This is a genomic window from Pseudarthrobacter sp. HLT1-3 (assembly GCF_059383535.1).
The window spans coordinates 154,884-179,216 of record NZ_JBWZCJ010000005.1; the positions used below are offsets into that span (position 1 = coordinate 154,884).

A 24,333-nucleotide genomic window follows, 5' to 3' on the forward strand; every position below is an offset into this window, starting at 1 on the left:
AGCTCAGACCCTGAAGGACGTACCGGCGGGGCCGCCGTCGAACCTGCGGAGGATCTCCCGGGCAACGATGCGGAGCTTGACGTTCCTGGTGTTCGAGACCCTGGCCAGCAGCGCGAGCGCGTCCGACTGCGAGCATCTGCTCTGTGCCATCAGGATGCCGGCGGCCAGGTTGATCTCGGTCCGGGACCGCATAGCCTGCAGCAAGTCCCGGTTCACGCTTTGGGCGGATTCCAGCCGGATGGCCAGCCTCGTCACCTTGGCGGCGCGGGCGGCGAGCGCCCCACAGGCCGCCAGGGCGCCGTCGTCGAAAGCCTCGGGGGACGTCGAAAAGAGCGTCAGGGTGGCCGCCGCGTCCCGACCCACAAGCAGCGGGACAGCGAGAATGCTGCGGCTCCCGCGCTGGGCAGCCGCCCGCTGGTAGCGCCTCCACCGCGGATCCATAATCGTGTCCGGCACCATCACGACCTGCCCGGTCTGCCGGGCCTCCAGCCCCGGCCCCTGCCCGATGTCATCCTGCAAGCGGTCCAGAACCCGGGCTTCGGCGTTGCTGGCGGCGAGGACTGCCGCCTGACGTCTCCCGGCTGCCCTCACCGAGCACAGCATCGGGCGGCCGGTCTCAGCGGAGGCGAACCCGGCGGCCAGATCGGACAGCTGCCGGAGGAAATCCTCGAGCAGTTCATTATCCAGCAACAGATCCTGCAGGCGCTCCGTGAGCCGGGATCCCTGCATCAATCCTCCGCGGGCTTTTCTTTGGCCTCCTGCAAGTGGTGCTGCAGCTTTTCCTCGGCCTCCCGCCGGCGCCGGGCCATCTCGCGCAGCTCGCGGGTGGACTCTGCCCCCGGCGGAACGAACGGCGCGGGCGGCTTGTGGTGCTGGCCCTTTCCGGGCGCGGGGGTATCCGGATCGTCGGTCTCGCTCATACCCGAATGCTCCCACGGGGGCCTTGCGGCAAATAGGGACTAAAGACCGTTACGGAGCGGTACGGGCGGGCGTGCAGAACCGCGTCAGGCCTGCGGGCCTGCGGCAGGTCCGCTAGCCCCAGCCCAGCAGCCGGAGTCCTGCTGCCGCGCCGGCTCCGGCGAGGACAACGACGAGGAACGGTGCGCGGAACGCCAGGGCAATGACGGCCGCGGCGAGTGCCCCCAGGCGCCCATCCAGTGTGAGCGTCTGGCCGGAAGCCACGGTGTTCACGATCGTCAGGGACGCCAGCAGGCCAATCGTCATGGTCCCCGCGATCCGGGACATCCGGGGGTCGCGGAGCACGCTGGCCGGGACCAGATAGCCCAGCAGTTTCCAGGCGTAGGCCAGCAGGCAGGAGAGCAGCACCCACATCCACAGTGTCATCTGTCGTCCCCCGGGTGATGGATGTGCGGGTGTTCGGCGTAGGGGTCCACGTCCGGTTCCAGCCCTTCGTCACTGCGGCCATGGCTGAACCAGCCGATGGCCGCCGCAACCACCGCGGCCACCAGGATCGGCACCCCGGCGGGCACAAACGGTACGGCCAGCACGGTGGCCAGGGCACAGACGACGGCGATCGCGACAGGTTCGCGGCCCTTGAGCCGCGGCCAGAGCAGGCCCAGGAACGCCGCCACGGCGGCGCCGTCGAGGCCCCACTGCTTGGGATCGCCCAGCGCCCCACCGGCCAGCGCACCCACGGCGGTGAACAGGTTCCAGAGGACGAAGATGCCCAGGCCCGCGGTCCAGAAGCCGCGCTTCTGCTCGAGCGGGTCCGTCTGGCCGGTGCTTGTGGCGGTGGACTCGTCGATGGTGACGTGCGCGGCTGCGAACCGCCGCCAGCCCCGCGGCTGCAGCAGGGCGTTGATCTGCATTCCGTAAATCCCGTTGCGCATGCCCAGCAGGGTGGCTGCCCCCATCGCGGCGACGCCGGAGCCGCCCCCGGCCACCACGCCGATGAAGGCAAACTGCGAGCCGCCGCTGAACAGCAGCAGGCTCAAGGCCATGGTCTGCCAGAAGTCGAGTCCGGAGGTGACGGACAGGGCACCGAAGGACACCCCGTAGAGACCGGTGGCGATGCTGATGGAGAGACCGACGCGCACGGCCGGGGACTGCAGGAGGGTCATGGCCGGACCGGTTTCGGCGTATGGGTGTCCCGGCCGGACCAGCGAGATGGCATGGGACAACTCAATCACAGCCGCGGAGCTCCCTGCCAACCCCGGCTGGCGTCGCAGAAACAGGACTTTGCGCAGGGGTCGCTGCCCGTCAATCCGACGTACCGTGTGACTATGAGCGGTGTCGTGGAGATGACAGCTGTGGTTAAGCGTTTCGGGTCCGTGACGGCCCTGGACGGACTGGACTTCGAGGTGGCCGCCGGCGAGGTGCACGGCTTCCTCGGCCCCAACGGATCCGGCAAGTCCACCACGCTGCGGCTCCTGCTGGGCCTGCTGCGCTCCGATGCCGGTTCCATCCGGGTTCTCGGGCTGGATCCGTGGCGCGAGGTCGCAACCCTGCACCGCCGGCTGGCGTACGTCCCGGGGGACGTGGCCCTCTGGCCGAACCTGACGGGCGGCGAAGTGATCGAGCTGCTGGGCCGGTTGCAGGGCGGCCAGGACCGCGCCCGCCGGGACCGCCTGCTGGACCTGTTCGAGCTGGATCCCACGAAGAAGTCGCGCACCTACTCCAAGGGAAACCGGCAGAAAGTCGCCCTGGTGGCTGCCCTGGCCACCGACGCCGAACTGTTCCTGCTGGACGAGCCGACGAGCGGGCTGGACCCGCTGATGGAGGACGCGTTCCGCGGCTGCGTCCGCGAGCTGCGCGCGCAGGGGCGCACCGTCGTGCTGAGCAGCCACATCCTCAGCGAAGCCGAGGCGCTCTCGGACCGGGTCAGCATTATCCGCGCCGGACGGGTGGTGGAGACCGGCCCGCTGGAGCAGCTGCGGCACCTGACCCGCACCTCCGTCACCGCCGACGTCGCCGTGGTGCCTCCCGGACTGGACCTCCTGCCCGGCGTCCACGACGTCGTCATCACCAATCACCGGGTCACCGCCCAGGTCGAGCCCGCCGGTCTGAACCATCTGATGCAGGCGCTTACGACGGCGGGACTGACGTCGCTCACGAGCCAGCCGCCGACGCTGGAGGACCTGTTCCTGCGCCACTACGGTGACCTCAGCGCCGGTGTTCCTGCCGCGGCCGTCGGCTCGGCGCCGGCCCGGCCCAGCACCCCGGGGCCGGGCGGACGGCGGGCCGGCGATGCCTGAGACCCTGGCCGGGACCGGCGTCCTGATCCGGCTCGGGCTCCGGCGGGACCGGTGGATGCTGCCGGTCTGGATCGCAGGTTTTGCCCTCATCGCGTACTCGACGGCGGCGGCCGGAGCCGAGCTCTATCCGGATGTGGCGAGCCGCGTCGAGGCCTCCACCGCCTTGAATGCGACCGCCTCGATGGTGGCGCTCTTCGGCCGGATCTACGACCCCAGCTCCATCGGCGCCCTTTCACTGATCAAATACACCGCGTTCATGACCGCCATCCTCGCCGTCCTCATGGTCATCCTCGCCATCCGGCACACGCGCAGCGACGAGGAGACCGGCCGTCTGGAGCTGCTCGGCGGAGGGCGGCTGGGCCGCGACGCGCCGCTGGCAGCTGCCCTCACGATCAGCCTGGGCGCCAACGTGCTGCTCGGGTTGCTCTCGGCCGCCGCGCTGGCGGCCGGGGGGCTGCCGGCCGCCGGCTCGCTCGCCTTCGGTCTGGGCTGGGCTGCCACGGGCATGGCTTTCAGCGCCGTGGCCGGGCTGGCCGCCCAGCTGACCGCCAGCGCCCGGGCCGCCACCGGGTTCAGCATCGGCGTCGTCGCCGTCACCTACGCGTTGCGGGCCGTGGGTGATCTCGCCGAACCGGGTCCGTCATTCTTCTCCTGGCTGTCGCCCATCGGATGGAACCAGCAGATCCGCGCCTTCGCCGGCGACCAATGGTGGGTCCTCGCGCTGCCGGTCAGCCTGTCCCTGCTGCTGGTCCCGGCATCCTTTGCGCTCCGCGCCAGGCGCGACCTTGGGGCAGGGCTCCGCGCTGAACGCCCGGGGCCGGCCGTCGGCTCGCTCTCCGGCGTCTGGGACCTGGCCGTCCGCCTGCAGTACCGGGTGCTGCTGGCCTGGGCCGTGGCCTTCCTCGTTTTCGGCGTTGTGATCGGTTCCCTGGCCAGCAATGTGGGAGAGCTGCTGAGTTCACCGAACGCCCAGGACCTGATTAAGATGCTGGGTGGCCGGCAGGCCCTGACCGAGGCCTTCCTGGCCGCCGAGATCAGCATCATGGGGTTGTTGGCCGCCGCCTACGGGGTGTCCTCGGCCAACCATCTGCGCGGCGAGGAGGCCACTGGCCACACCGAAGCCCTGCTGGGCACCGCGACCACCCGGATCCGCTGGGCGAGCAGCCACTTCGCGTTCGCCCTCGCCGGGGTCGCCGTGCTGTTGCTGCTGGCGGGGGCGTCGATCGGCGTCGGGGCCGCCTTCGCCGTCAACGACTCCGGATTGGTGGGCCGCAGCACTGTGGCCGCTCTGGCCCAGATCCCGGCAGCGTGGGTGGTGACCGCGATTGCGCTTGCGGTGTTTGGCTGGGCGCCCCGGCTCGCCGGCGCGACCTGGGGCATCCTGCTGGCCTTCGTCGCGCTGGGAGAATTCGGTGTGCTCTGGAACGCCCCCGAATGGCTCATGGACCTCTCGCCGTTCCGGCACTCCCCGCTGCTGCCGGTGGGCTCCGCGGGCGTGCCGGGGCTGGCCGGCCTCATCATGGCTGCGGCGGCTCTAGCGGCGCTGGGCTATGCCGGCTGGCGGCGCCGCGATCTCGCGGCCTAGGCACCTACCCGGTCAGCGGAAGCTCGGGGAGCCCGCCGTCAGCTGGGCGAGAACCTGCGCGGGACGGTTGGTGGTGATCTCGTGGATCCCAAGCTGCTGGCAGAGTGCGACGTCGGATTCGGCGTCCACGGTCCACACCCGGAAGCGCCGGCCGGAGTCGAGCCAGCGCCGGATGGTCCGGGAATGCCCGCGGACATAGTCGATGCCCGGCCCGGCCAGCCCGGCCTGGCAGTCGTCCAGGATCCGCTCGGCCTCGGTTTGCGCGGCCCTCATCACGTTCGCCAGCGCCCCGCCGGTGAGCGCCCCGAGGCCGAGTTCCTCCCGGATCTCCTCGGCGTTGACGTCGTCCACGAGCTGGCAGACGGCGAACGCCGGGACTGACTTCAGCAGGTGCTTGACCGAGTCCGGGCTGAAGCTCATGAACGACACCCTGATGTTGCCAAGCCGGGACGTCGCGGGATCCCACCCCTGGGCCCGAAGGACGGCCAGGACCCGGTCTTCCAGCTTGAGCTGGAAGGGGCTGGGGTGTTTGAGCTCAATTGCCAGCCCGATCTCCCGGTCAGCGGTCCGCAGCAGCACCAGCAGCTCGGGCAGCGTCAGCAGCTGCGTGGACCGGGCACCGTATTTGTCCGGAATCCTGGCACCTTTCCAGGAGGAGAAGTCCAGCTGCCGAAGCTGCTCGAGGGTGCGGTCCGCGACCGGCCCGGTGCCGTCCGAGGTGCGGTCCAGATTGGCGTCGTGCACCAGCACAGCGTGCTGGTCCCGGGTGAGGTGGATGTCGCACTCCACCCCGTCGGCGCCGTCGGCGATGGCCTGCAGGTAGGCGGCCCGGGTGTGCTCGGCGAAGGCCGCACTGGAACCGCGGTGGGCGTAGACCAGCGGACGGGCTGTGGTGGACTCGTCAGTCGTCATGCTGCCACGTTAGCCGACGGCGGCTGCCAAACCGGGGCTAGGCTGGGCACATGCAGGTGAATACTGAGCCCAGTACCCGTTCGGAAGGCCCCGGCGGCGCCGGCGCTGCCGCTCCCGGCGGTCCCGACCGCCGCCACACCGTGTCCGCCGGCGACGCCGAAAAGGCCGCCGCGCTGCGGAAAATGAAGCTCCTGGCGCTCTCGCTGCTGATCCTGATGGCCGTCATCTTTGTAGTCGCCTTCGCCTTGCAGAAGCAGTATCCCTGGCTGGAGTACGTCCGGGCCGCGGCCGAGGGCGGTATGGTCGGCGCCCTCGCCGACTGGTTCGCCGTGACGGCCCTGTTCAAGTACCCGATGGGCCTCAAGATCCCGCACACCGCCATCATTCCGCAGCGTAAGGACCAGATCGGCGCCTCGCTGGGCGAATTCGTGGAAACCAATTTCCTCTCCGAGCAGGTGGTCCAGGAAAAACTGGCCACCGTTGACATCGCCCGCAAGGCCGGCGCCTGGCTCTCCGGACCCGGCGGCGCCGAACGCGTGGCCAGGGAGGGCGCCGCCGTGCTCCGCGGCGCCTTCACCGTACTCAACGACGACGACGTGCAGGCCGTGATCGAGGGCATGGTCCGCCGGCACCTGATCGCCCCGCCATGGGGTCCGCCGGTGGGACGGGTCGCCCAGCGCATCTTCGAGGACGGCCACCACCACGCGCTGGTGGACGTGCTCGTGGACCGCACCGTGGACTGGGTCCGGGACAACCAGGACACGGTCAACCGGCTGGTCACCGACCGTTCCCCGACCTGGGTGCCGTCGTTCGTGGACGGGCTGGTCGGCGACAAGGTCTACGTGGAGATCCTCAAGTTCACCCGCGCCGTGCAGTCCGATCCGCAGCACCAGGTCCGCCGCTCGATCGACAAATACCTCAAGGACCTCGCGCAGGACCTCCAGCACGATCCGGTGATGATCGCCCGGGCGGAAGGCATCAAGGCCCAGGTCCTCGGCGATCCCGAGATCCGGGAACTTGCCTCCCGCACCTGGGGCACGATCAAGGCCGCGCTGCTGTCCGCCGTCGACGACCCGCACAGCGAACTGACCGTCCGGTTTAAAGCCGCCGTCCATGACTTCGGCACCCGGCTGGTGGTGGATCCCGAGCTGGCCGGCAAGGTGAACAAGTGGATCGGCGACGCCGCCGGATACCTCGTGAAGACGTACCGCTCGGACATCGCCGGGGTCATCACCGATACCGTGGCCCGCTGGGACGCCGAGGAAACCTCGCAGAAGATCGAGCTCCAGATCGGCAAGGACCTGCAGTTCATCCGGATTAACGGCACTGTGGTGGGGGCCCTGGCCGGGCTGGCGATCTTTGCCCTGGCGCATCTGGCCTTCGGCTGACGTGCCCACGGTCCGCGGCTCCGGCTAGGCGGCCGCGACCTTTGCCTTCGCCCGGCCCGGCAGGGCAAAAACGGTGAAGGCCAGCGCGCCCAGCGCCGTCACCACGAGCAGCAGCAGTCCGATCGAGTAGCTGCGCGTCGCGGCGTCATACGTCGCTCCCATCACCAGCGGCGGGAAGTACCCGCCCAGGCCCCCGGCGGCGCTCACCACGCCGCTGATGCTGCCGACTTTCCCGGCCGGGGCGAGTACCCCGACCCAGGCGAACACGCCGCCCGTGCCGAGGCCCAGCGCCGCCGCCATGGCGACGAATGTCAGGCCGGCGGGGACCTCGCCGTCGGGCTGCAGGTTCACCACCCACGCGAGGACCGCAACGCCCGTCAGTGAAACGACCACCACGGGCTTGGGCCCGATCTTGTCTGCGAGCATGCCGCCGACCGGCCGGGCCAGCACGGCCGCGAGCGCGAAGCCGGCGGTGCGGGCCCCGGCGCCGCTGGGGTCGAAGCTGTAGACGTCGCGGAGGTAGGTGGGCAGGTAGGTCGCGAAGGAAACGAACCCGCCAAAGACCACCGCGTAAAGGAAACACATCTTCCAGGTGACCGGCGTCTTTGCGGCGTCCAGCAACTTGGGCAGGACGGGGAGGGTGCTGCGGGTCCAGCCCGGGGCTTCCTTCATCCGGAACCAGACGAGTGCCGCCATCACGGCAAGGATCGCGGCGATCAGCAGGTGCGTTGGGAAATAGCCGATGCCGGCGACCAGCCGCGGGTTCAGGAAGGCGGCCAGCGCCGTGCCGCCCATCCCGGCGCCGAAGACGCCGGTCGCGAAGCCGCGCCGGGACGGTTCGTACCAGGCGCTGACAAAGGGAATCCCGACGGCGAAGACCGTTCCGGCGACGCCAAGGAGGAGGCCGGCGCCGAGGACCAGGGCGAAGGAACTGAGGAGCCCGCCGAGCGACACAAGCAGAATCGGCAGGATGGAGGCGAGCAGCACGAACGTGAACATCACGCGGCCGCCGTACCGGTCCGTCAGGGTGCCGACAACGATCCGGCCCAGCGAGCCCACGAACACCGGCATAGCCACGAGCACGCCGGTGGCGGCCGGGTTCAGCTGCAGGTTCTGCGTATAGAAGGCGCCGAGGGTGGCCACGGAATTCCAGGCCCAGAACCCGACCACCGAAGCCGAGGTGGCGAGCACCAGGTTGAGCGTCCGCCCGGCGGGGACGGCCGAGGGATTGGGCGCGGATCCGGCCACTGGGTTTCCTCTCAGTCAGGTCAGTTTTTGGGTCAGTTTTCCGTCGATTTCTGTTCGGTTCAACGGTTCCGGGTGTCGCGGTCGCGGGTTCCAACCGCGGACCAGCCGCGGCGGGCGGCGACGTTGGAGGCACGCCCCGCGGGTGTGCCTGCCTTGCCGCCGCTCCGGTCCCGGTCCCTGTCACGCGAGCGGTAGACGATGTAGGGGCGGAACAGATAGTGGAACGGCGCGGTGAAGGCATGGACCAGCCGGGTGAAGGGCCAGATCACAAAGAGCGCCATGCCCACCAGGGTGTGCAGATGGAAGGAGAACGGCGCGGCCGCCATGGCCCCAAGGTCCGGCTGGAAGACGAACAGCGAGCGGAACCACGGGGCCACCGTTTCACGGTAGTTGTGCCCGTGTTCGCCCTCGAAGACACTGGCCAGGGTGGTCCACAGGCCGAACACGATGGCCGCGGTCAGCACCACGTACATCATCTTGTCGTTCCTAGTGGTGGCCATAAAAACCGGCCCGGTGGTGCGGCGGCGGTAGATCAGCAGGAGGATCCCGCCCAGGGTCCCCACCCCCGCGATCCCGCCCACGAACAGGGCGTTGAAGTGGTAGAAGTCCTGGCTCATCCCCACCGCCTGGGTCCAGGCCATCGGGATGACCAGGCCGAAGAAGTGGCCCGCGATCACGGCGAGCAGGCCAAAGTGGAACAGCGGCGAGGCGATCCGCAGCAGCCGGGATTCGTACAGCTGGGAGGATCTGGTGGTCCAGCCGAACTGGTCGTATTTGTAGCGCCAGACCAGCCCGCCCACCAGCACCACGACCATCACGTACGGCAGGACGCCCCAGAGCACAATGTCCAAGGCGGAGAGTTCGACGGCGGATCCGGGCTCAACGTCGGATGCGAGCATTCTCAGGCCCCCTTCACGGGCAGCAGGCGGGGATCGTACGGGTCCAGGCCCACCGCTTCGGTGGGCGGACCGTAGCCGGCCATCCGCATCACGGACTGCTCGTCCGCCGGCGATTTCCCGGGCAGCGTGGTGCAGATGGCCTGCAGGATCCTGGCGTGCGGCAGTTCGTCCCGCAGCAGCCCGAAACGGAGCATCTCCAGGCTGGCCCGGAAACTCGTCAGCAACTCCCGGCCGGCGGCGAGGTCCACCCGGGCGGCGTATTCCAGCACCATCGGCAGGTAGTCGGGCAGCTCCCCGTGGGTGTCGACCAGGATGTCGCTTTGCCGGTAGGTCTTTTTGAAGTTTCCGAGAACCTCGCCGCGGCGCCGGGTGTCCCCGTCCGTCCAGTAGGACAGGTGCAGGGCGTGGCGCTTGCCGAGGTCGAACTCACGCACGTAGTGGGCCTGGCTCTGCATCGGCGGCGAGGATTCCAGCGAATCGAGTACCTCCTCGAAGTCCGCGGCGGCGCCGGGGAACTCGCCCAGCGCGGCCCGCATCAGCGGCACCTTGCCGATCAGGTCCTCGTCCGGGTAGGACAGGCACCAGGCCGCTGCGAGGTAGACGACCTGCTGGCGCCGGCTCACGGCTGTTCCCCTTGCGGCAGGTTCGGTTTGTCCGGGATCGACGCTTTTTCCGGAAAGAGCCCGGAGGGAGCCCCCGTGCCGTCCCAGTTCAGCAGGTTCACCCGGCCGCGGAGGGTGGTTCCGCCGGGCGCCTCGCTGGAGGTCTGCCGGTCCCGCAGGGCGTTGAAGGTCTCCACGGCCACCGGGACGGGCCTGCCGCTGGCCTCGCCGAACGGGGAGGAATCCTGCATGCCCGGGCCGCCCTCGAAGTCCAGCGAGCAGCCCATCTCCTCCAGGTCATGCGCCTGCTCCACGTGCGCCTTCGGGATCACGTAGCGCTCCTCGTACTTAGCGATCGCCATCAGCCGGTACATCTCGTACATGGTCTGCCCGTCCATGCCCACGGCCTCGGGGATGGAGTCGTCCGGGTCGTTGCCCAGGCTGATGCCGCGCATGTAGGAGCGCATCGCCGCGAGTTTCTTCAGGACCGCGGTGACCCGGTCCGCGTCACCGGCGGTGAAGAGTTCGGCGAGGTATTCCACCGGGATCCGCAGCGCGTCGATGGCGCCAAAGAGGTTGCCGGCGTCCTCGCCGTCGTGGCCCTGGTCGCGGAGCAGGTCCACCACCGGGGATAGCGGCGGCACGTACCAGACCATCGGCATGGTCCGGTATTCGGGGTGCAACGGCAGCGCCACCTTGTAGACCTTGGCGAGGGCGTAGACCGGCGAGCGCACGGCGGCGTCGATCCAGTCCTCCGGAATGCCCTGGGCACGGGCTTCAGCCTGGACAGCGGGGTCATTCGGGTCCAGCAGCACGTCCATCTGGGCGTCGTAGAGTTCCTGCGGGTCCGTGACGGCGGCCGCCGCGGTGACGGCGTCGGCGTCGTACAGGAACAGCCCCAGGTACCGCAGCCGGCCCACGCAGGTTTCCGAGCAGACCGTCGGCAGTCCCACTTCGACCCGTGGGTAGCAGAAGGTGCACTTCTCGGCCTTCCCGGTCTTGTGGTTGAAGTAGATCTTCTTGTACGGGCAGCCGGTGACGCACTGCCGCCAGCCGCGGCACTTGTCCTGGTCCACCAGCACAATCCCGTCCTCCACCCGTTTGTAGATTGCGCCGGAGGGGCAGGAGGCCATGCAGGACGGGTTCAGGCAGTGCTCGCAGATCCGCGGCAGGTAGAACATGAACGTCTGCTCGTACGCGAACTTGATCTTGTCCTCGGATTCGCGGCGGACCTTCTCCACGATCGGGTCCAGGTGGCCGTACTCGGTGGAGCCGCCCAGGTCATCGTCCCAGTTCGCGGACCAGGTGATTTTGGTGTCCTCCCCGGTGATCAGGGACTTGGGCCGCGCCACCGGGAAATCGTCGCCCAGCGGGGCATCGATGAGCGTTTTGTAGTCGTAGGTCCACGGCTCGTAGTAGTCCTTGAGCTCGGGCTGGACGGGGCTGGCGAAGATCCCGAAGAGCTTCTTCACCCGGCCGCCGGCCTTGAGGACCAGCTTGCCGCGTTTGTTCAGCACCCAGCCGCCCTGCCACTTGTCCTGGTCCTCGTAGCGGCGCGGATACCCCTGCCCGGGGCGGGTTTCGACGTTGTTGAACCAGACGTACTCGGTGCCGGCACGGTTGGTCCAGGCCTGCTTGCAGGTCACGGAGCAGGTGTGGCAGCCGATGCATTTGTCCAGGTTCATGACCATGCCCATTTGAGCCATAACACGCATCAGTACTGCACCTCCTGGGAACGACGGCGGACGGTGGCAACCATGTCGCGCTGGTTTCCGGTTGGGCCAAGGTAGTTAAACGCGTAGGCCAGCTGGGCGTAGCCGCCGATCAGGTGCGAAGGTTTGACCAGCAGCCGGGTCACGGAGTTGTGGATGCCGCCGCGCCGTCCGGTCGCCTCCGACTTCGGCACGTCGATGGTGCGTTCCTGCGCGTGGTGGACGTAGACGACGCCGGCCGGCATCCGGTGGCTGACGATCGCCCGGGCCACCAGGACGCCGTTGATGTTCAGGCACTCCACCCAGTCGTTGTCCCTGACCTGGATGGATTCCGCGTCGGCGGGGCTCATCCAGACCGTCGGCCCGCCCCGGGAGAGCGAGAGCATCAGCAGGTTGTCCTGGTATTCGGAGTGGATGGACCATTTGGAGTGCGGCGTCAGGTACCGGACCACCACCTCCAGCTGCCCGTCCCCGCCGAGTTTGGGCTCGCCGAAGAGCCGGTGCATGTCCAGCGGCGGCCGGTAGATCGGCAGCGCCTCGCCGATGTCGATCATCCAGTCATGGTCGAGGAAGAAGTGCATCCGTCCGGTCAGGGTGTGGAAGGGCTTGAGCCGCTCCACGTTGATGGTGAACGGGGCGTAGCGCCGGCCGCCCGTTTCGGAGCCGGACCATTCCGGCGAGGTGATCACCGGAACCGGCCCGGCCTGGGTCTGCGCGAACGTGATGAACTTTTCCTCCGACCCTTCGGAGAGGTCCGCCAGTTTCCGGCCGGTGCGGATTTCCAGGTCCTTGAAGCCCTGGACGGACAGGGCGCCGTTGGTGGTGCCGGAGAACGCCAGGATCGCCTCCGCCATTTTCGCGTCGGTGTCGATCGCGGGCCGGCCGTCCGCGGCGCCGCCGAGCATCACCCCGTTGGAACGGCTGAGCCTCTCCAGCGGGCCGGCGAGTTTGTAGGTGACATTCTTGACCGTGAAGCCCAGCTTGTCGGCCAGCGGCCCGACGGCGGCCAGCTTGTCCGCGATGGCGGTGTAGTCCCGCTCCACCACGGAAAAAATGGGCATGTTCTGCCCCGGGACCGCGGGGATGGACGTGTCCCGCCAGTCCCGGACGACCCCGCCGGGCTGGGCGAGCTGGCCGGGGGTGTCGTGCTGCAGCGGCACGCTCACGAGGTCCCGGCGCACGCCCAGGTGGGTCCTGGCCTGCCGGGAGAACTCCTGGGCCAGCAGGTGGAACAGGTCGAAATCCGTTTTGGTCTCCCACGGCGGGTCGATCGCCGGGGTGAAGGCGTGCACAAACGGGTGCATGTCGGTGGAGGACAGGTCATGCTTTTCGTACCAGGTGGCGGCCGGGAACACGACGTCGGAGAGCAGGGTGGTCGAGGTCATCCGGAAGTCCGCGGAGACCAGCAGGTCCAGTTTTCCCTCCGGCGCCTGCTCATGCCATTTCACGTCCGTGGGCCTGAGGCCTTCGGCGTGGTCCTTGCCCAGGACGTTGTTGTGCGTGCCGAGCAGGTTCCGGAGGAAGTACTCGTTGCCCTTGGCGGAGGAGCCGAACAGGTTGGAGCGCCACAGCACGAGCGTCCGCGGCCAGTTCTCCGGGGCGTCCACGTCCTCGATGGCCGGGTTCAGGGTGCGGTTCTTGAGCGCGGCCGCGATGTATGCGGGGGTGTCCGCTGCGGTGCCGGCGGCGACGGCGGCCTCCGCCTCGTCCGCGAGGTCCAGCGGGTTGCGGTCGAACTGCGGGTAGAACGGCATCCAGCCGAGCCGGGCGGACTGGGCCAGCGCGTCCGCGGTGTGCATGCCGTCCAGCGCCCCGGTGGACAGCGGTGATTTCAGCGCGTCCGCGGAGTAGCCGTCCTGCCGCCACTGGTCAGTGTGCATGTACCAGTAGCCGGTGCCGATCATGGTCCGCGGCGGCCGTGACCAGTCCAGGGCGTTGGCCATCGACAGCCAGCCGGTTACCGGCCTGGTCTTTTCCTGTCCCACATAATGGGCCCAGCCGCCGCCGTTGCGGCCCATGCAGCCGGTCAGCATCACGAGGGCCAGCACGGCCCGGTAGGTGGTGTCGCCGTGGAACCACTGGCAGATCCCGGCGCCCATGATGATCATGGAGCGGCCCTTGGACTGCTCGGCGTTCCGGGCGAACTCCCGGGCCACCCGGATGCAGGCCTGGGCCGGGACGGACGTAATCTCCTCCTGCCAGGCCGGTGTGTAGGGCGTCGCGGCATCCTCATAACCGGCCGCCCAGTCACCCGGGAGCCCTTCACGGCCCACCCCGTACTGGGCCAGCATCAGGTCGAACACGGTCGTGACCAGCTGGCCCTCGACCTCGAGAACGGGCACCCCGCGGCGGAGCACGCTGCCGGTGCCGTCGGCCTGCTCGAAGCAGGGCAGCAGGATCTCGGCGCTCTCCCCGGAGACCTCGCGCAGCGACAGCGCCGGTTTGATCCCCTCGAGGTCCAGGTTCCATTTGCCCTCGCCGCTGCCGGAGTAGCGGAACCCCATCGAGCCGTTGGGGACGGCCGGGCGGCCGGACTTCTTGTCGAACAGCACGGTGCGGAACGCCGCGTCCTCGGCCAGGGATTCGGCCGGTATGTCCTTGGCGGTGAGGAATTTCGACGGTGTGAGGGTGCCGTCGTCGCGCCGTTCCAGCCGGACCAGGAACGGCAGGTCGGTGTACTGCCGGACATAATCGGAGAAGAACGGAACCTCACGCTCGACGAAGAATTCCTTGAGCATCACATGCCCCATCGCCATGGCCAGAGCGGCGTCAGTGCCGGCCTGGGCGGGAAGCCACTCGTCGGCGAACTTCGTGTTGTCCGCGTAGTCGGGGCTGACCGTGACGACTTTGGTGCCGCGGTACCGCACTTCGGCCATCCAGTGCGCGTCCGGGGTCCGGGTGACGGGGACGTTGGAGCCCCACATCATCAGGTAGCCCGCGTCCCACCAGTCACCGGATTCGGGCACATCGGTCTGGTCCCCGAAGACCTGCGGGCTGGCCACGGGCAGGTCCGCGTACCAGTCGTAGAACGACGTCATCACCCCGCCGATCAGCTGGATGAAGCGGGTTCCGACCGCGTGCGAGACCATGGACATCGCGGGGATGGGCGAGAAGCCGGCGCAGCGGTCGGGCCCGTAGGTCTTAATGGTGTTCACGTGCGCGGCGGCCGCGATTTCGATCGCTTCCTGCCAGGAGACGCGGACCAGGCCGCCCTTGCCGCGGGCCTGTTGGTAGCGGCGGCGCCGTTCGGGGTCGCCGACGACGTCGGCAAAGGCCAGCACCGGGTCGCCGAGCCGGGCTTTCGCTTCCCGGTACATCTCCACCAGGACGCCCCGGGCGTAGGGGAACCGGACGCGGGTGGGCGAGTAGGTGTACCAGGAGAACGCGGCCCCGCGGGGGCAGCCACGCGGCTCGTATTCCGGGCTGTCGGGTCCGACGGAGGGGTAGTCGGTCTGCTGGGATTCCCAGGTGATGATGCCGTCCTTGACGTACACCTTCCAGGAACACGAGCCGGTGCAGTTCACCCCGTGGGTGGAGCGGACCACTTTGTCGTGGCTCCACCGGTCCCGGTAGAAGATGTCGCCCTTGCGGCCGCCTTCCCGGAACACCGCCCTGCCGTCGTCGGTTTGGTCCCATTTCGTGAAGAAACGGCCCAGCTTCAACATTGCGTCCGAGGCGGGTCCGTCTAACCCCGCGGAGCCTCCGGCAGTCATGCCCTCAAGCTATGAGCCCTACCTCCGCCCCGATAGGGCCTTACGGCACTGGCCAGAAGCGGGCGGGCGGTGGGGCGCCCGCCGTCGGCAACGCCGGATCAGGCGAAGCTCTCCAGCTCCACGCCGGCATTTTCCAGGGCGGCGCGGATCGCTGTGGCGGTGGCAAGCGAACCGGGGGTGTCGCCGTGGATGCACAGCGAGTCCGGTTCGATCCGGAGCACGGTGCCGTCCACGGCCTCGACTTCGCCCTTGGTCACGAGGCGCACGGCCCGTTCGGCGATCCGGTCGGCGTCGTGCAGCTGGGCCCCGTCCTGCGAGCGCGGCACGAGGGTGCCGTCGGGCAGGTAGGCGCGGTCGGCGAAGGCCTCGGCGAAGACCGGGTGGCCGGCTTCCCCGGCGATGCCGAGCAGCGCCGAGCCCGGGAATCCGAGGACGGGCAGGCCCGGATCGTAGGCCTGGATGGCGGCGACGACGGCGGAGGCCTGCTCGGCGTCGCGCACGGTCCGGTCATAGAGCGCGCCGTGCAGCTTGATGTAGTCCACCGAGGCTCCGACGGCGTGCGCCACGCCGTCGAGGGCGCCGAGCTGGTACAGCACGGCGCCGAAGAGGTCATCGAAGGTGATGTCCATTGCCCGCAGCCCGAAGCCGGCGAGGTCCGGGTAGCCGAGGTGGGCGCCGACCCGGACGTCGAGCTCGTAGGCTGCCCGGCAGGTGTCCAGCATGGTCACGGGGTCCCCGGCGTGCAGCCCGCAGGCGACGCTGGCGCTGGTGACCAGCGGGAACATCGCGGCGTCGTCGCCCATGGTCCAGGTCCCGAAGGACTCCCCCAGGTCAGCGTTCAGATCCAAAAGTTGCCGCCTTCCTTGGCCGGATTGTCCTTATTGTCCGGGTTGCCCGGGTTGCCCGGGTTGTCCTTGGTGGCCGGGCTGGTTGTGTTATCCCTGTTGTCCCGGACGTTTGTGTCGGCCTGGCCCTGGACCGCCGCCGGGGCACCGGCATTCGTCAGGTCCGCCAGTTCCCCGGGAATGGTGAGCGGCATCGGACCGAAGGCTTCCTTGGCGTTCGCGATCACGGCGCGGCCCATCATCCGGTTGCCCACGCCGCCGACCACGGCGCCGATGCCAAACGGCAACGCCCGTCCCAGCAGGGCGGTGCCCTGTTTCTTGAGCAGGGTCCGCAGGAACATCGTCTGGATCCGTTCCCGCACCGAACCGAAGCCGGCCAGCGGCGCACGGCGGGCGAACACGGAACCCCAGGCCTGGGTGGGGCCCTTGCCCTGCCCCGCGGCCTGTCCGCTCAGGGAGCTCAACAGTGCCGTACCTTCCTCGCCCAGCATGATTGCCATGACCAGGGTGCTGGCCCGCTCGGGGTCAACCATGCGTACGCCGTGCAGCTCCGCGAGGGACGTGGAGAACAGTGCGGTGGCTTCGAGGAAGCCGACGGTGGCGGCAGCCGAAAGTCCCAGCGCGGCAACGGTCCCGACGCCGGGGATCACCGCGGCTCCGCCCACGAGCGCGCCGCCGCCGGTGACGGCGAGGAGATAGTCCCGTTCCAGCGTGGCGGCAAGCTGCGCCGCCGTGGCCCGGGGATGCTTCCGCTGGAGCCTGCGGAGGTTGGCCAGCACCAGCGGGCGCTGGACTTCAACGGCGCGCAGGAGCACGTTGTGGACGCCCGGCTTGGGCTTGCCCTCGGCGTCGAACATCACGTTGTGTGCGGACTTCTGGGCAATTTTCATTGCCGGGTTGCTTCGCTTGGCCATCATCGCCTCTCGTCGGAACCGGAACTGCTGCAGTTGCAGGCCTTAACACTAGGCCACGGCCGCCCCGACGCCCCCGTCCCCGCCGACGTGGGATTTCGCGCCCGTGCCCGGGCCGGGATCGGACCCCTAAACTGGAGCCATGCGCTCACTGAGGGCCCTCCGTCCGTTCGTGCACCGGGAATACCGCGTGCTGATCGCCGCCCTTGCCATCTCCATTTTCGGCTCCGGAATGTGGGCCGTGGCGATGGTCTACGAGGTCATCCATCTGGGCGGCGGCCCCCTGGAGCTGTCCCTGGTGGCGGCGGCGGGCAGCGTCGGGCTCGTCGCGTTTGTGCTCGCGGGCGGCATCGCAGCGGACCGGTTCCCGCAGCGGCTCCTGATCATCGCGGTGGAGGGTGCCAACCTTGCCGTCATCGCCAGCATCAGCGGGCTGGCCCTGCTGGGCTGGCTGCAGCTCTGGCACCTCGCGCTCGGCGGCTTTGTGCTGGGCGTCGGGGCCGCGTTCTTTTTCCCCGCCTACTCCGCCATCCTTCCCCGGATCCTACCGCCGGAGGACCTGCTCGCGGCCAACGGCATGGAGGGGACGGTGCGGCCCATGCTCCAGCAGGCCGCCGGTCCTGCCGTCGCGGGCATCCTGGTCGCCGCATTGTCCCCGGCGCACGCCTTGACCGGGGTGGCGGCGTGCCACCTGCTGGCTTTTTCCATCCTCAACCTGCTCCATCGCCAGCCCGGGCCGGACGGCGGCGCCGGTTCCCGGCCCGGCGAATCCGCCAGGACATCAGTGCTGCACGACCTCCGCGAGGGGGTCAGCTACACGGTCCGCACACCCTGGCTGCTGTGGACCCTGCTGTGGGCCTGCATCTCCGTACTGTTCCTGATCGGCCCCATCGAGGTACTCCTGCCCTTCGTGGTCCGCGACCAGCTCGGCGGCGACTCGAGCATGTTTGGCTTCCTGCTCGCGATCGCCGGCGTCGGCGGCGCTGCAGCCTCGCTGGCCACGGCCTCGTTCCCGCTCCCCCGCCGCTACCTCACCGTGATGATGGTGTGCTGGGGCGCGGGCAGCCTGCCGCTCGCCGCCGTCGGCTTTATGGACAACTTCTGGGCGGTGGCCGCGGCCCTGTTCATCTTCGGTGCCACCGGCGGCGTCGGCATGGTTATCTGGGGCACCCTCCTGCAGCGCCGGGTGCCGCCGCACCTGCTGGGCCGAGTTTCGAGCCTGGATTTCTTCGTCTCGCTGGCCCTGATGCCGGTCTCCATGGCACTGGCCGGGCCCGCCGCCGTCGTGCTGCCGGTGTGGCTGATCTTCCTGGTCGCCGGTACCGTGTGCCCGGTGATGGCGGTCGTGGCGATGGTCGTCGCACGGATGCCGGTAGACGAGCTGACCCATCCGCTGGACGACGGCCGGGAGAACCTGGGCGCGGGCGGGCGCCCCGGCGGCAAGGGCTCCGCCGAACGTTCCGGCGACCGCCGAGCGGGCAGTTGAGAGCGTTGCAACGACCATATGACTTTGCCGCCGTCCACTCGCCCTGATCTGCCCACGCGCCGAAGCCACCCACAGTCCCAGCCCAGCCGCAGGCACCGCGGGGTCATCTGGCGCCCCTGGGCGCTACCTGACCCCGCGTTGCTTTGGCGGGGCTTAGACCGCGGCGCGCACGATCGGGATGGACGCCGTCGGCAGTCCGCTCGGGAAGATCGTCGGCTCCGGTGTCGCGACCGGCGCCAGCTGGACCCGCACCGTATCGCCGTCGATGGTGAGCTGCTCGCCGCGCACATCGACCAGCAGCGGCGCGCCCTCGCGCACGGTCAGGCTGATGGCGCCCTGTTCCAGTTCGACCCGCAGCAGCCGGCCGTGGATTTTCAGGTGGAAGGACAACCCCTCCCATTCGGCGGGCAGCCGCGGGTCGAAGTAGGGCAGCGCGCCCTGGTCGCGCAGTCCCGCGAAGCCGCTGACCAGCGAACTCCAGACGCCGCCGGTGGAGGCGATGTGCACGCCGTCGATCGTGTTGCCGTGCGTGTCGTCCAGGTCGATGAACAGGGCGTGGATGAAGTGGTCCAGCGCAGCCTTGCCGTAGCCGACCTCGGCCGCCATGATCCCCTGCACGCACGCGGACAGGGTGGAGTCGCCGGTGGTGATCGGATCGTAGAAGTCGAAGGCGCGGCGCTTCTCCTCGGCGGTGAAGTCCTGCCACTGCAGGAACATGGCCAGCACGCTGTCCGCCTGCTTGAGGACCTGGTGGCGGTAGATCACCAGCGGGTGGAAGTGCAGCAGCAGCGGATACTTCGAACGCGGCGTGCTCCAGTCCCACGGCTCCAGCGTCATGAAGTCATTGTCCTGCGAGTGCACCTGGAGGTCCTCGTCGTAGGGCAGCTGCATGCGGTTGGCGGCCTGCTCCCAGATCTGGCGTTCGGCGTCGTCGATATCCGCTTGGTCCAGGGCCGCCGCCGCGCGCAGGTTAAACCGCGCCATCACATTGGTGTACAGATTGTCGTTGACGACGGCGGTGTACTCGTCCGGGCCGGTGACGCCGTGGATGTGGAAGAGCCCATCCTTGCCGAAGAAGCCCAGCGAGACCCACATCCGGGCGGTCTCGATCAGCAGGTCGGCGCCGAGGGTTGCCTGGAACGCCCGGTCGCCGGTGGCCCAGATGTAGCGGTTGGTCGCGAACGCGATCGCGGCGGCGATGTGGAACTGTGCCGTGCCGGCGGCGTAGTAGGCGCTGGCCTCGAGCCCGTTGATGGTGCGCCACGGGAACAGGGCGCCGTCGACGCTGAGCTCCTCGGCGCGGATCTTGGCCTCGGGCAGCATCTCGTGGCGGAATTCGAGGACCTGGCGGGCGTTGCCCGGGTTGGTGTACGTCAGGTACGGCATCAGGTACACCTCCTGGTCCCAGAAGTAGTGCCCGTCGTAGCCGGATCCGCTGACACCCTTGGCCGGGATGCCAGCGACGTCGGCGCAGGCCGTGGCCTGGGCCAGCTGGAAGAGGTTCCAGCGGACGGCCTGCTGGAGTTCGGTCTGGCCGGGCAGGACGATGTCACTGGTGGTCCAATAGTTCCGGTAGTGCGTGGCGCTCTCCGCGAAGATATCCGCTAGCGGCCTGAGGGCTGCCTCCGCGTCGTCGGCGAGGTCCTCGGAGGCCTGCCCGACGGCGTAGCTGACGCTCTTCTCGAGCAGGAACGGTTCGTCGGCCCCGACGGCCAGGACGTAGCGGACGCTGCTCTCGTCCTCATGCACGTGGGTGTCGAAGGGCTGCACGTCGGCGTTCGTCCAGTGGTCCACGGCAAGCCCGATGCGCTGCTTGGATTCGGCGGTCTGCCAGGAAAGGCGCAGCGAGCCGTCGCCGCCGTCGAGCCGCAGCGGAAGCAGCACCCGGCCGGCGTGCCGGCCCGCACGGCGCGGGTCGTGGGCCGAGTGGTCGTCGACCGGCTGGTCCTGGCGGTTGATCACCCAGGAGGTCACGTCCGCCGAAATGTCCCGGTCGGGGGCGAGTTCCAGCGAAATGCCGAGCGCCCCGCGGGACTGGTAGCCGACGGCACGGCGTTCGGTGGTGGTCACGGTGGCCCCGGAGCGGCACAGCCACGTGATCCTGCACTCGTAAACGCCGGTGGCGAAGTCGACCCTGCGCCGGTAATCCAGCACATGGGATTCGTCCAGGCTCAGGGTTTCGCCGTCGATGATCACGGTGAAGTTGTTGGCGTCCGGGATGTAGAGAATGCGCTGGCCGGTACGGGCGAAGCCGTAGGCGTTCTCCGCATGTTTGATGTCCCAGGTCTCGTGGAAGCCGTTGATGAAGCTGCCCGGCAGGTCGGCGTCGGCGGTGGCCCAGTGGGCGCCGCGGATGCCGAGGTGGCCGTTGCCGAGGCTGAAGAGTGTCTCCAGTATGCCCGCGCTCCCGGGGAGGTGGACGGTTTCCACCAGCTGCCAGGGGTCGTTGGGGAACCGAGCGCGGTCCGAGGTGATGAGAGCCATGGTGGTTTCCTTGAGGCGGTGAAGTCGAGCGGCGAAAGTGGTGCGTGAAATTCGTGCGGGCCGTGCAGGGCGGAAGGGGCGGGGGCGGAAGCCTTGGCTAAAGGAGCTCTTGAAGGTCGTTTACCACCAGCGTGGCGCCTGCGTCCAGTAGCGTTTGCCGGCCGGCTCCGCGGTCGACGCCGATCACCGAATGGAAGTTCCCGGCGCGCCCGGCCTGGACCCCGGAGACTGCGTCCTCGACGACGACGCAGTCCTCGCTGGGCACGCCCAGCAGCCGGGCGGCGTACTGGTAGGTCGCCGGGCTGGGCTTGCCGGGCAGTCCCTCGGCCACGGCGACGACGCCGTCGACCACCACCGGGAAGTAGTCGGAGAGTCCTGCGGCCTTGAGCACTGCCGGGGCGTTGCGGGAGGAGGAGACGACGGCGACCTTCAGTCCGCGGGCCAGCGCGGCGTCGACGAACCGAACGGAACCCTCGAAGGGTTTCACGCCGCCGGCCTCGACGATGTCATTGAAGACCTTGTTCTTGCGGTTGCCCAGACCGTGGACCGTGTTGTGCGCCGGGTCGTCATCCAGCGGCCCTTCCGGCAGGACGACGTTGCGGGAGGCCAGGAAGTCGCGGACGCCGTCGAAGCGCGGCTTGCCGTCAATGTGGTCGAAGTAGTCGCTTTCGCGGTAGCTGGGGGCGCCGGGCACGGTCGTGAGGAAGCCGTCGAAGAGTTCCTGCCAGGCGCGTTCGTGCACGACCGCGGTGGGGGTCAGGACGCCGTCGAGGTCGAAGAGGATCGCGGCGGCACCGGTCCAGCCGGACAGGGTGGTGTTTGAAGGCTCAGTCATGGATCGGTTGTCCTTTCAGACGCGGTACGTAGGGCGTGGGCGGCACGACGGCGGGCCATAAGTTGTGCGCACGGCAGCAGTGGCGCAGTGCGGGCGGGGGCGCCCCGGAGCGTTCCGCGGGCGGACCGCGGGCCTTGGCACCGGGCGGGCGCGCCTGTTCAGGGCGGCAGGAGGCCCGGCAAGTACCGGAGTGCTGTGCAGATGGTGCGGATGGAGGGTGCGGCGGCGTCCTGGACGGTGACGGGTGGCCTCTTGGCCTGCGGCACGGGGCTCAGCCTTTCTTCCCCCTGAAGTAGCGGCCGTGAAGACGGCCAACGTTAAGTATAAAGGCTGACAAAATTAACGCGCAAATGGACGAACAGGGTATGGAGCTTTGGCCCGGCAGCGCCGGCGCGCCCTGGTCAAGAACGGAGCCGGATCAGCTGCCCGGGCGCAGTACGTAATGACGCAGGAAGGCGCTGACGTCCACGAGTTCCGCCGCCGAGATCGCGTGGCCCATTCCGGGGTAGGTCCGCGCGGTCAACTGGGTGTGCTCGTGGAGCCATTCCTCGGTGTGCTCGGTGGCGGCCTCATTGATCACCAGGTCGTCCCGGTCCCGGCCCCAGAAGAAGGGCGGGCGGGAGTCGAACGATTCGCTCATCGCCAGGAGTTCGTTTTCCAGGACAAAACCTGACAGCCCGACGACGGCCTGGAACTGCGCCGGGCGCAGCCGCAGCAGGGTGGTGGCCATCGCCATGCCCTGCGAGTAGCCGAACAGGGTGACGCTGCTGTGCTGCGCCTTGACCGATTCGATCCAGCTGAAGACGGCGTTGGTGGAGGAGACGACGTCGGCGAAGTCATGGGTCAGGAAGTAGTCCAGCAGGAACCAGCCGAAGCCGTCCCCGATCACCTTGGGGCCGCGCAGGGCGGCGCAGCTGAACTCGGGGGGCAGCCGGTCAAAGAGTTTTGCCATCCGGGATTCGTCCCGGCCGTAGCCGTGCATCATCACCAGCAGCGGCGTTCCGGCGCGCTCGTGTTCCGGCTTGGACCAGACGACTGTCTCCATCGGAACAGCCTAGCTTTCGGTGATCACCAGCGCCGTGCTGTGCCCTCCGAATCCGAAGGCGTTGGCGATGCCCGCCTTCGCCGGCTGCCCCTCGACGGTTCCCCGCAGCACATTGAGGTCGATCCCGTCATCCGGTTCGTCAAGGTTGCCGATGCCCGGGACCGCCCCGGTCTTCAGTGCCTGGATCATTACGACGGCGCCGAGCGCGCCGGCGCCGCCGAGGAGGTGGCCGGTGAGGGACTTCGTGGACGTCACCGGAACCTGGTTTCCGAGCACGGCCCTGATCGCTTCCGCTTCCAGCCGGTCACCGACCGGTGTGGAGGTCGCGTGGGCGTGGACCAGACCGATGTCACCGGCGGACAGGCCTGCCATGGCGAGCGCTTTTTGCATCACCCGGCGCTGCATGGCCGGGTCGGCAGCGACGATGTCGACGGCGTCGGAGGTCACCGCTGTCCCGGCCACAACGCCCAGGACTTCCGCGCCGCGGGCCCGGGCGTGGTCCTCGCGTTCCAGAACCAGGACCGCTGCGCCCTCGGCCAGCACGAATCCGTCCCGGTCTCGGTCAAAGGGCCGGGAGGCGGACTGCGGGTCCTCGTTGCGGGTGGACAGGGCCCGGATTTGTGCGAAACCGCTGATGATCAGGCCGTTGATGCAGGAGTCGACGCCGCCGGCGATCACAACGTCCGCCGACCCCGCCCGGATCATGTCGGCCGCCTGGGAGATGGCTTCCGCCCCGGAGGCGCAGGCGCTCACCGGTGTCCGCGCCCCGCCCTTGGCCCCGACGTCGATGGATACCCAGGCCGCGGGCGCATTGGTCATGATCCGGGTGAGGGTGTGCGGGGATACCCTGCGCGGACCGCTCGCATCCAGCGTCCGGTTCTGCGCCAGGGTGGTGTCGAGTCCGCCGTAGCCGGAGCCGATCACGACCGCCAGGCGTTCCGGGTCGGCCTCCGGACGGCCGGCCTGGGCCCACGCTTCGCGGGCTGCAATCAGGGCCAGCTGCCCGCACCGGTCCATCCTTTTGTATTCAGGGGTGGAGAGCAGGGACGCGACGTCGACGGTCACCCGGCCGGCCATGCGGACGGGGAGCTCCTGCGCCCAGTCGTCCTCAAGCGCCACGATGCCGGAGCGCCCGGCGAGCAGCGCGGCCCGCGTCTCGGCCGCGGTCCCGCCTAACGGGGTCACCGCGCCCAGTCCGGTGACAACAACTCGGGGAAAACCTTCAGACATGGGTACCGGTGTTTCTGTGAGGCCCGCCGCGGTGCCCGCGGGATCCCCGGGGAGGGGGCGAGCGGGTTCATGGCGGAGTGTGGCAGGCTGGGGGTGCGGATCGTACGGAAGCGGTCAAGCGGCAAGCATGCCCGGTTGGGACCCGGGACCCTTTAAAGGATACGGGGACGGCCGGAACCGAGCCGTTCCGTGACTCCCCCGGCTGGCCCCTAACACTTTCCAG

20 protein-coding genes are annotated in these 24,333 nt (G+C 69.0%); 4 read left to right on the forward strand and 16 right to left on the reverse strand.

Annotated elements, in window-relative coordinates; all coding sequences use genetic code 11:
• Positions 1 to 3: 3 nt before the first annotated feature.
• The 4 genes from AC50X9_RS06525 to AC50X9_RS06540 all read right to left on the reverse strand — a co-directional run bounded on the left by AC50X9_RS06525 (position 4) and on the right by AC50X9_RS06540 (position 2,081).
• Positions 4 to 729 carry a GAF and ANTAR domain-containing protein gene (locus AC50X9_RS06525; RefSeq protein WP_494891536.1) on the reverse strand — a complete coding sequence of 242 codons (726 nt, stop codon included), beginning with the start codon at positions 727 to 729 and terminating at the stop codon, positions 4 to 6.
• On the reverse strand, positions 729 to 920 hold the full coding sequence (locus tag AC50X9_RS06530) for a hypothetical protein (protein WP_494891541.1): 192 nt from the start codon (positions 918 to 920) through the stop codon (positions 729 to 731). Before AC50X9_RS06530 ends, AC50X9_RS06525 begins: the two co-directional genes overlap by 1 nt.
• A gap of 112 nt (positions 921 to 1,032) precedes the next feature.
• Positions 1,033 to 1,344: an AzlD domain-containing protein gene (locus AC50X9_RS06535; RefSeq protein ID WP_494891543.1), complete on the reverse strand. Its 312-nt coding sequence runs from the start codon at positions 1,342 to 1,344 to the stop codon at positions 1,033 to 1,035.
• Positions 1,341 to 2,081, reverse strand: a complete 741-nt coding sequence (locus AC50X9_RS06540; protein WP_494891708.1) for an AzlC family ABC transporter permease — start codon at positions 2,079 to 2,081, stop codon at positions 1,341 to 1,343. Before AC50X9_RS06540 ends, AC50X9_RS06535 begins: the two co-directional genes overlap by 4 nt.
• Before the next feature lie 162 nt (positions 2,082 to 2,243).
• Here AC50X9_RS06540 and AC50X9_RS06545 point away from each other — a divergent pair, with 162 nt between their 5' ends.
• Complete coding sequence (locus AC50X9_RS06545; RefSeq protein ID WP_494891545.1) at positions 2,244 to 3,215, forward strand: ABC transporter ATP-binding protein; 972 nt, start codon at positions 2,244 to 2,246, stop codon at positions 3,213 to 3,215.
• Positions 3,208 to 4,800, forward strand: a complete 1,593-nt coding sequence (locus AC50X9_RS06550) for an ABC transporter permease (protein WP_494891547.1) — start codon at positions 3,208 to 3,210, stop codon at positions 4,798 to 4,800. Before AC50X9_RS06545 ends, AC50X9_RS06550 begins: the two co-directional genes overlap by 8 nt.
• Before the next feature lie 12 nt (positions 4,801 to 4,812).
• On the opposite strand, the gene AC50X9_RS06555 is transcribed toward AC50X9_RS06550, so the two are convergent.
• Complete coding sequence (locus AC50X9_RS06555; protein ID WP_494891549.1) at positions 4,813 to 5,712, reverse strand: glycerophosphodiester phosphodiesterase; 900 nt, start codon at positions 5,710 to 5,712, stop codon at positions 4,813 to 4,815.
• Positions 5,713 to 5,762: 50 nt separating this feature from the next.
• Here AC50X9_RS06555 and AC50X9_RS06560 point away from each other — a divergent pair, with 50 nt between their 5' ends.
• Positions 5,763 to 7,100, forward strand: a complete 1,338-nt coding sequence (locus AC50X9_RS06560; protein WP_494891551.1) for a DUF445 domain-containing protein — start codon at positions 5,763 to 5,765, stop codon at positions 7,098 to 7,100.
• Positions 7,101 to 7,124: 24 nt separating this feature from the next.
• Here AC50X9_RS06560 and AC50X9_RS06565 read toward each other — a convergent pair whose 3' ends face one another.
• The 7 genes from AC50X9_RS06565 to AC50X9_RS06595 all read right to left on the reverse strand — a co-directional run bounded on the left by AC50X9_RS06565 (position 7,125) and on the right by AC50X9_RS06595 (position 17,033).
• Positions 7,125 to 8,348, reverse strand: a complete 1,224-nt coding sequence (locus AC50X9_RS06565; protein ID WP_494891553.1) for an MFS transporter — start codon at positions 8,346 to 8,348, stop codon at positions 7,125 to 7,127.
• Positions 8,349 to 8,407: 59 nt separating this feature from the next.
• Positions 8,408 to 9,247 carry a respiratory nitrate reductase subunit gamma gene (gene narI, locus AC50X9_RS06570; protein ID WP_494891556.1) on the reverse strand — a complete coding sequence of 280 codons (840 nt, stop codon included), beginning with the start codon at positions 9,245 to 9,247 and terminating at the stop codon, positions 8,408 to 8,410.
• A 2-nt stretch (positions 9,248 to 9,249) separates the two neighbouring features.
• The gene (gene narJ, locus AC50X9_RS06575) at positions 9,250 to 9,870 is read right to left on the reverse strand and encodes a nitrate reductase molybdenum cofactor assembly chaperone (protein ID WP_494891558.1); all 621 of its coding nucleotides are present in this window, start codon (positions 9,868 to 9,870) and stop codon (positions 9,250 to 9,252) included.
• Positions 9,867 to 11,564, reverse strand: a complete 1,698-nt coding sequence (narH, locus tag AC50X9_RS06580) for a nitrate reductase subunit beta (protein ID WP_494891560.1) — start codon at positions 11,562 to 11,564, stop codon at positions 9,867 to 9,869. The genes narJ and narH overlap by 4 nt, the downstream gene beginning before the upstream one ends.
• A complete protein-coding gene (locus AC50X9_RS06585) occupies positions 11,564 to 15,274 on the reverse strand; it encodes a nitrate reductase subunit alpha (RefSeq protein ID WP_494891562.1) in 3,711 nt (1,236 codons plus the stop codon). Before AC50X9_RS06585 ends, narH begins: the two co-directional genes overlap by 1 nt.
• A 98-nt stretch (positions 15,275 to 15,372) precedes the next feature.
• Positions 15,373 to 16,122, reverse strand: a complete 750-nt coding sequence (locus tag AC50X9_RS06590) for a LamB/YcsF family protein (RefSeq protein WP_494891564.1) — start codon at positions 16,120 to 16,122, stop codon at positions 15,373 to 15,375.
• Positions 16,113 to 17,033, reverse strand: coding sequence for a hypothetical protein (locus tag AC50X9_RS06595; RefSeq protein WP_494891710.1), 921 nt, complete (start codon positions 17,031 to 17,033; stop codon positions 16,113 to 16,115). Before AC50X9_RS06595 ends, AC50X9_RS06590 begins: the two co-directional genes overlap by 10 nt.
• Positions 17,034 to 17,172: 139 nt before the next feature.
• On the opposite strand from AC50X9_RS06595, the gene AC50X9_RS06600 reads away from it, so the two are divergent.
• Positions 17,173 to 18,516 carry an MFS transporter gene (locus tag AC50X9_RS06600; protein ID WP_494891566.1) on the forward strand — a complete coding sequence of 448 codons (1,344 nt, stop codon included), beginning with the start codon at positions 17,173 to 17,175 and terminating at the stop codon, positions 18,514 to 18,516.
• A gap of 153 nt (positions 18,517 to 18,669) precedes the next feature.
• Here AC50X9_RS06600 and AC50X9_RS06605 read toward each other — a convergent pair whose 3' ends face one another.
• From AC50X9_RS06605 to AC50X9_RS06620, 4 genes are all read right to left on the reverse strand, one after another.
• Positions 18,670 to 21,000: a glycoside hydrolase family 65 protein gene (locus AC50X9_RS06605; RefSeq protein WP_494891568.1), complete on the reverse strand. Its 2,331-nt coding sequence runs from the start codon at positions 20,998 to 21,000 to the stop codon at positions 18,670 to 18,672.
• A 97-nt stretch (positions 21,001 to 21,097) separates the two neighbouring features.
• Positions 21,098 to 21,835, reverse strand: a complete 738-nt coding sequence (locus tag AC50X9_RS06610) for an HAD family hydrolase (RefSeq protein WP_494891570.1) — start codon at positions 21,833 to 21,835, stop codon at positions 21,098 to 21,100.
• A gap of 418 nt (positions 21,836 to 22,253) precedes the next feature.
• A complete protein-coding gene (locus AC50X9_RS06615) occupies positions 22,254 to 22,880 on the reverse strand; it encodes an alpha/beta hydrolase (protein WP_494891572.1) in 627 nt (208 codons plus the stop codon).
• A 9-nt stretch (positions 22,881 to 22,889) separates the two neighbouring features.
• Positions 22,890 to 24,110 carry a beta-ketoacyl-[acyl-carrier-protein] synthase family protein gene (locus tag AC50X9_RS06620; RefSeq protein WP_494891577.1) on the reverse strand — a complete coding sequence of 407 codons (1,221 nt, stop codon included), beginning with the start codon at positions 24,108 to 24,110 and terminating at the stop codon, positions 22,890 to 22,892.
• Positions 24,111 to 24,333: the final 223 nt, after the last annotated feature.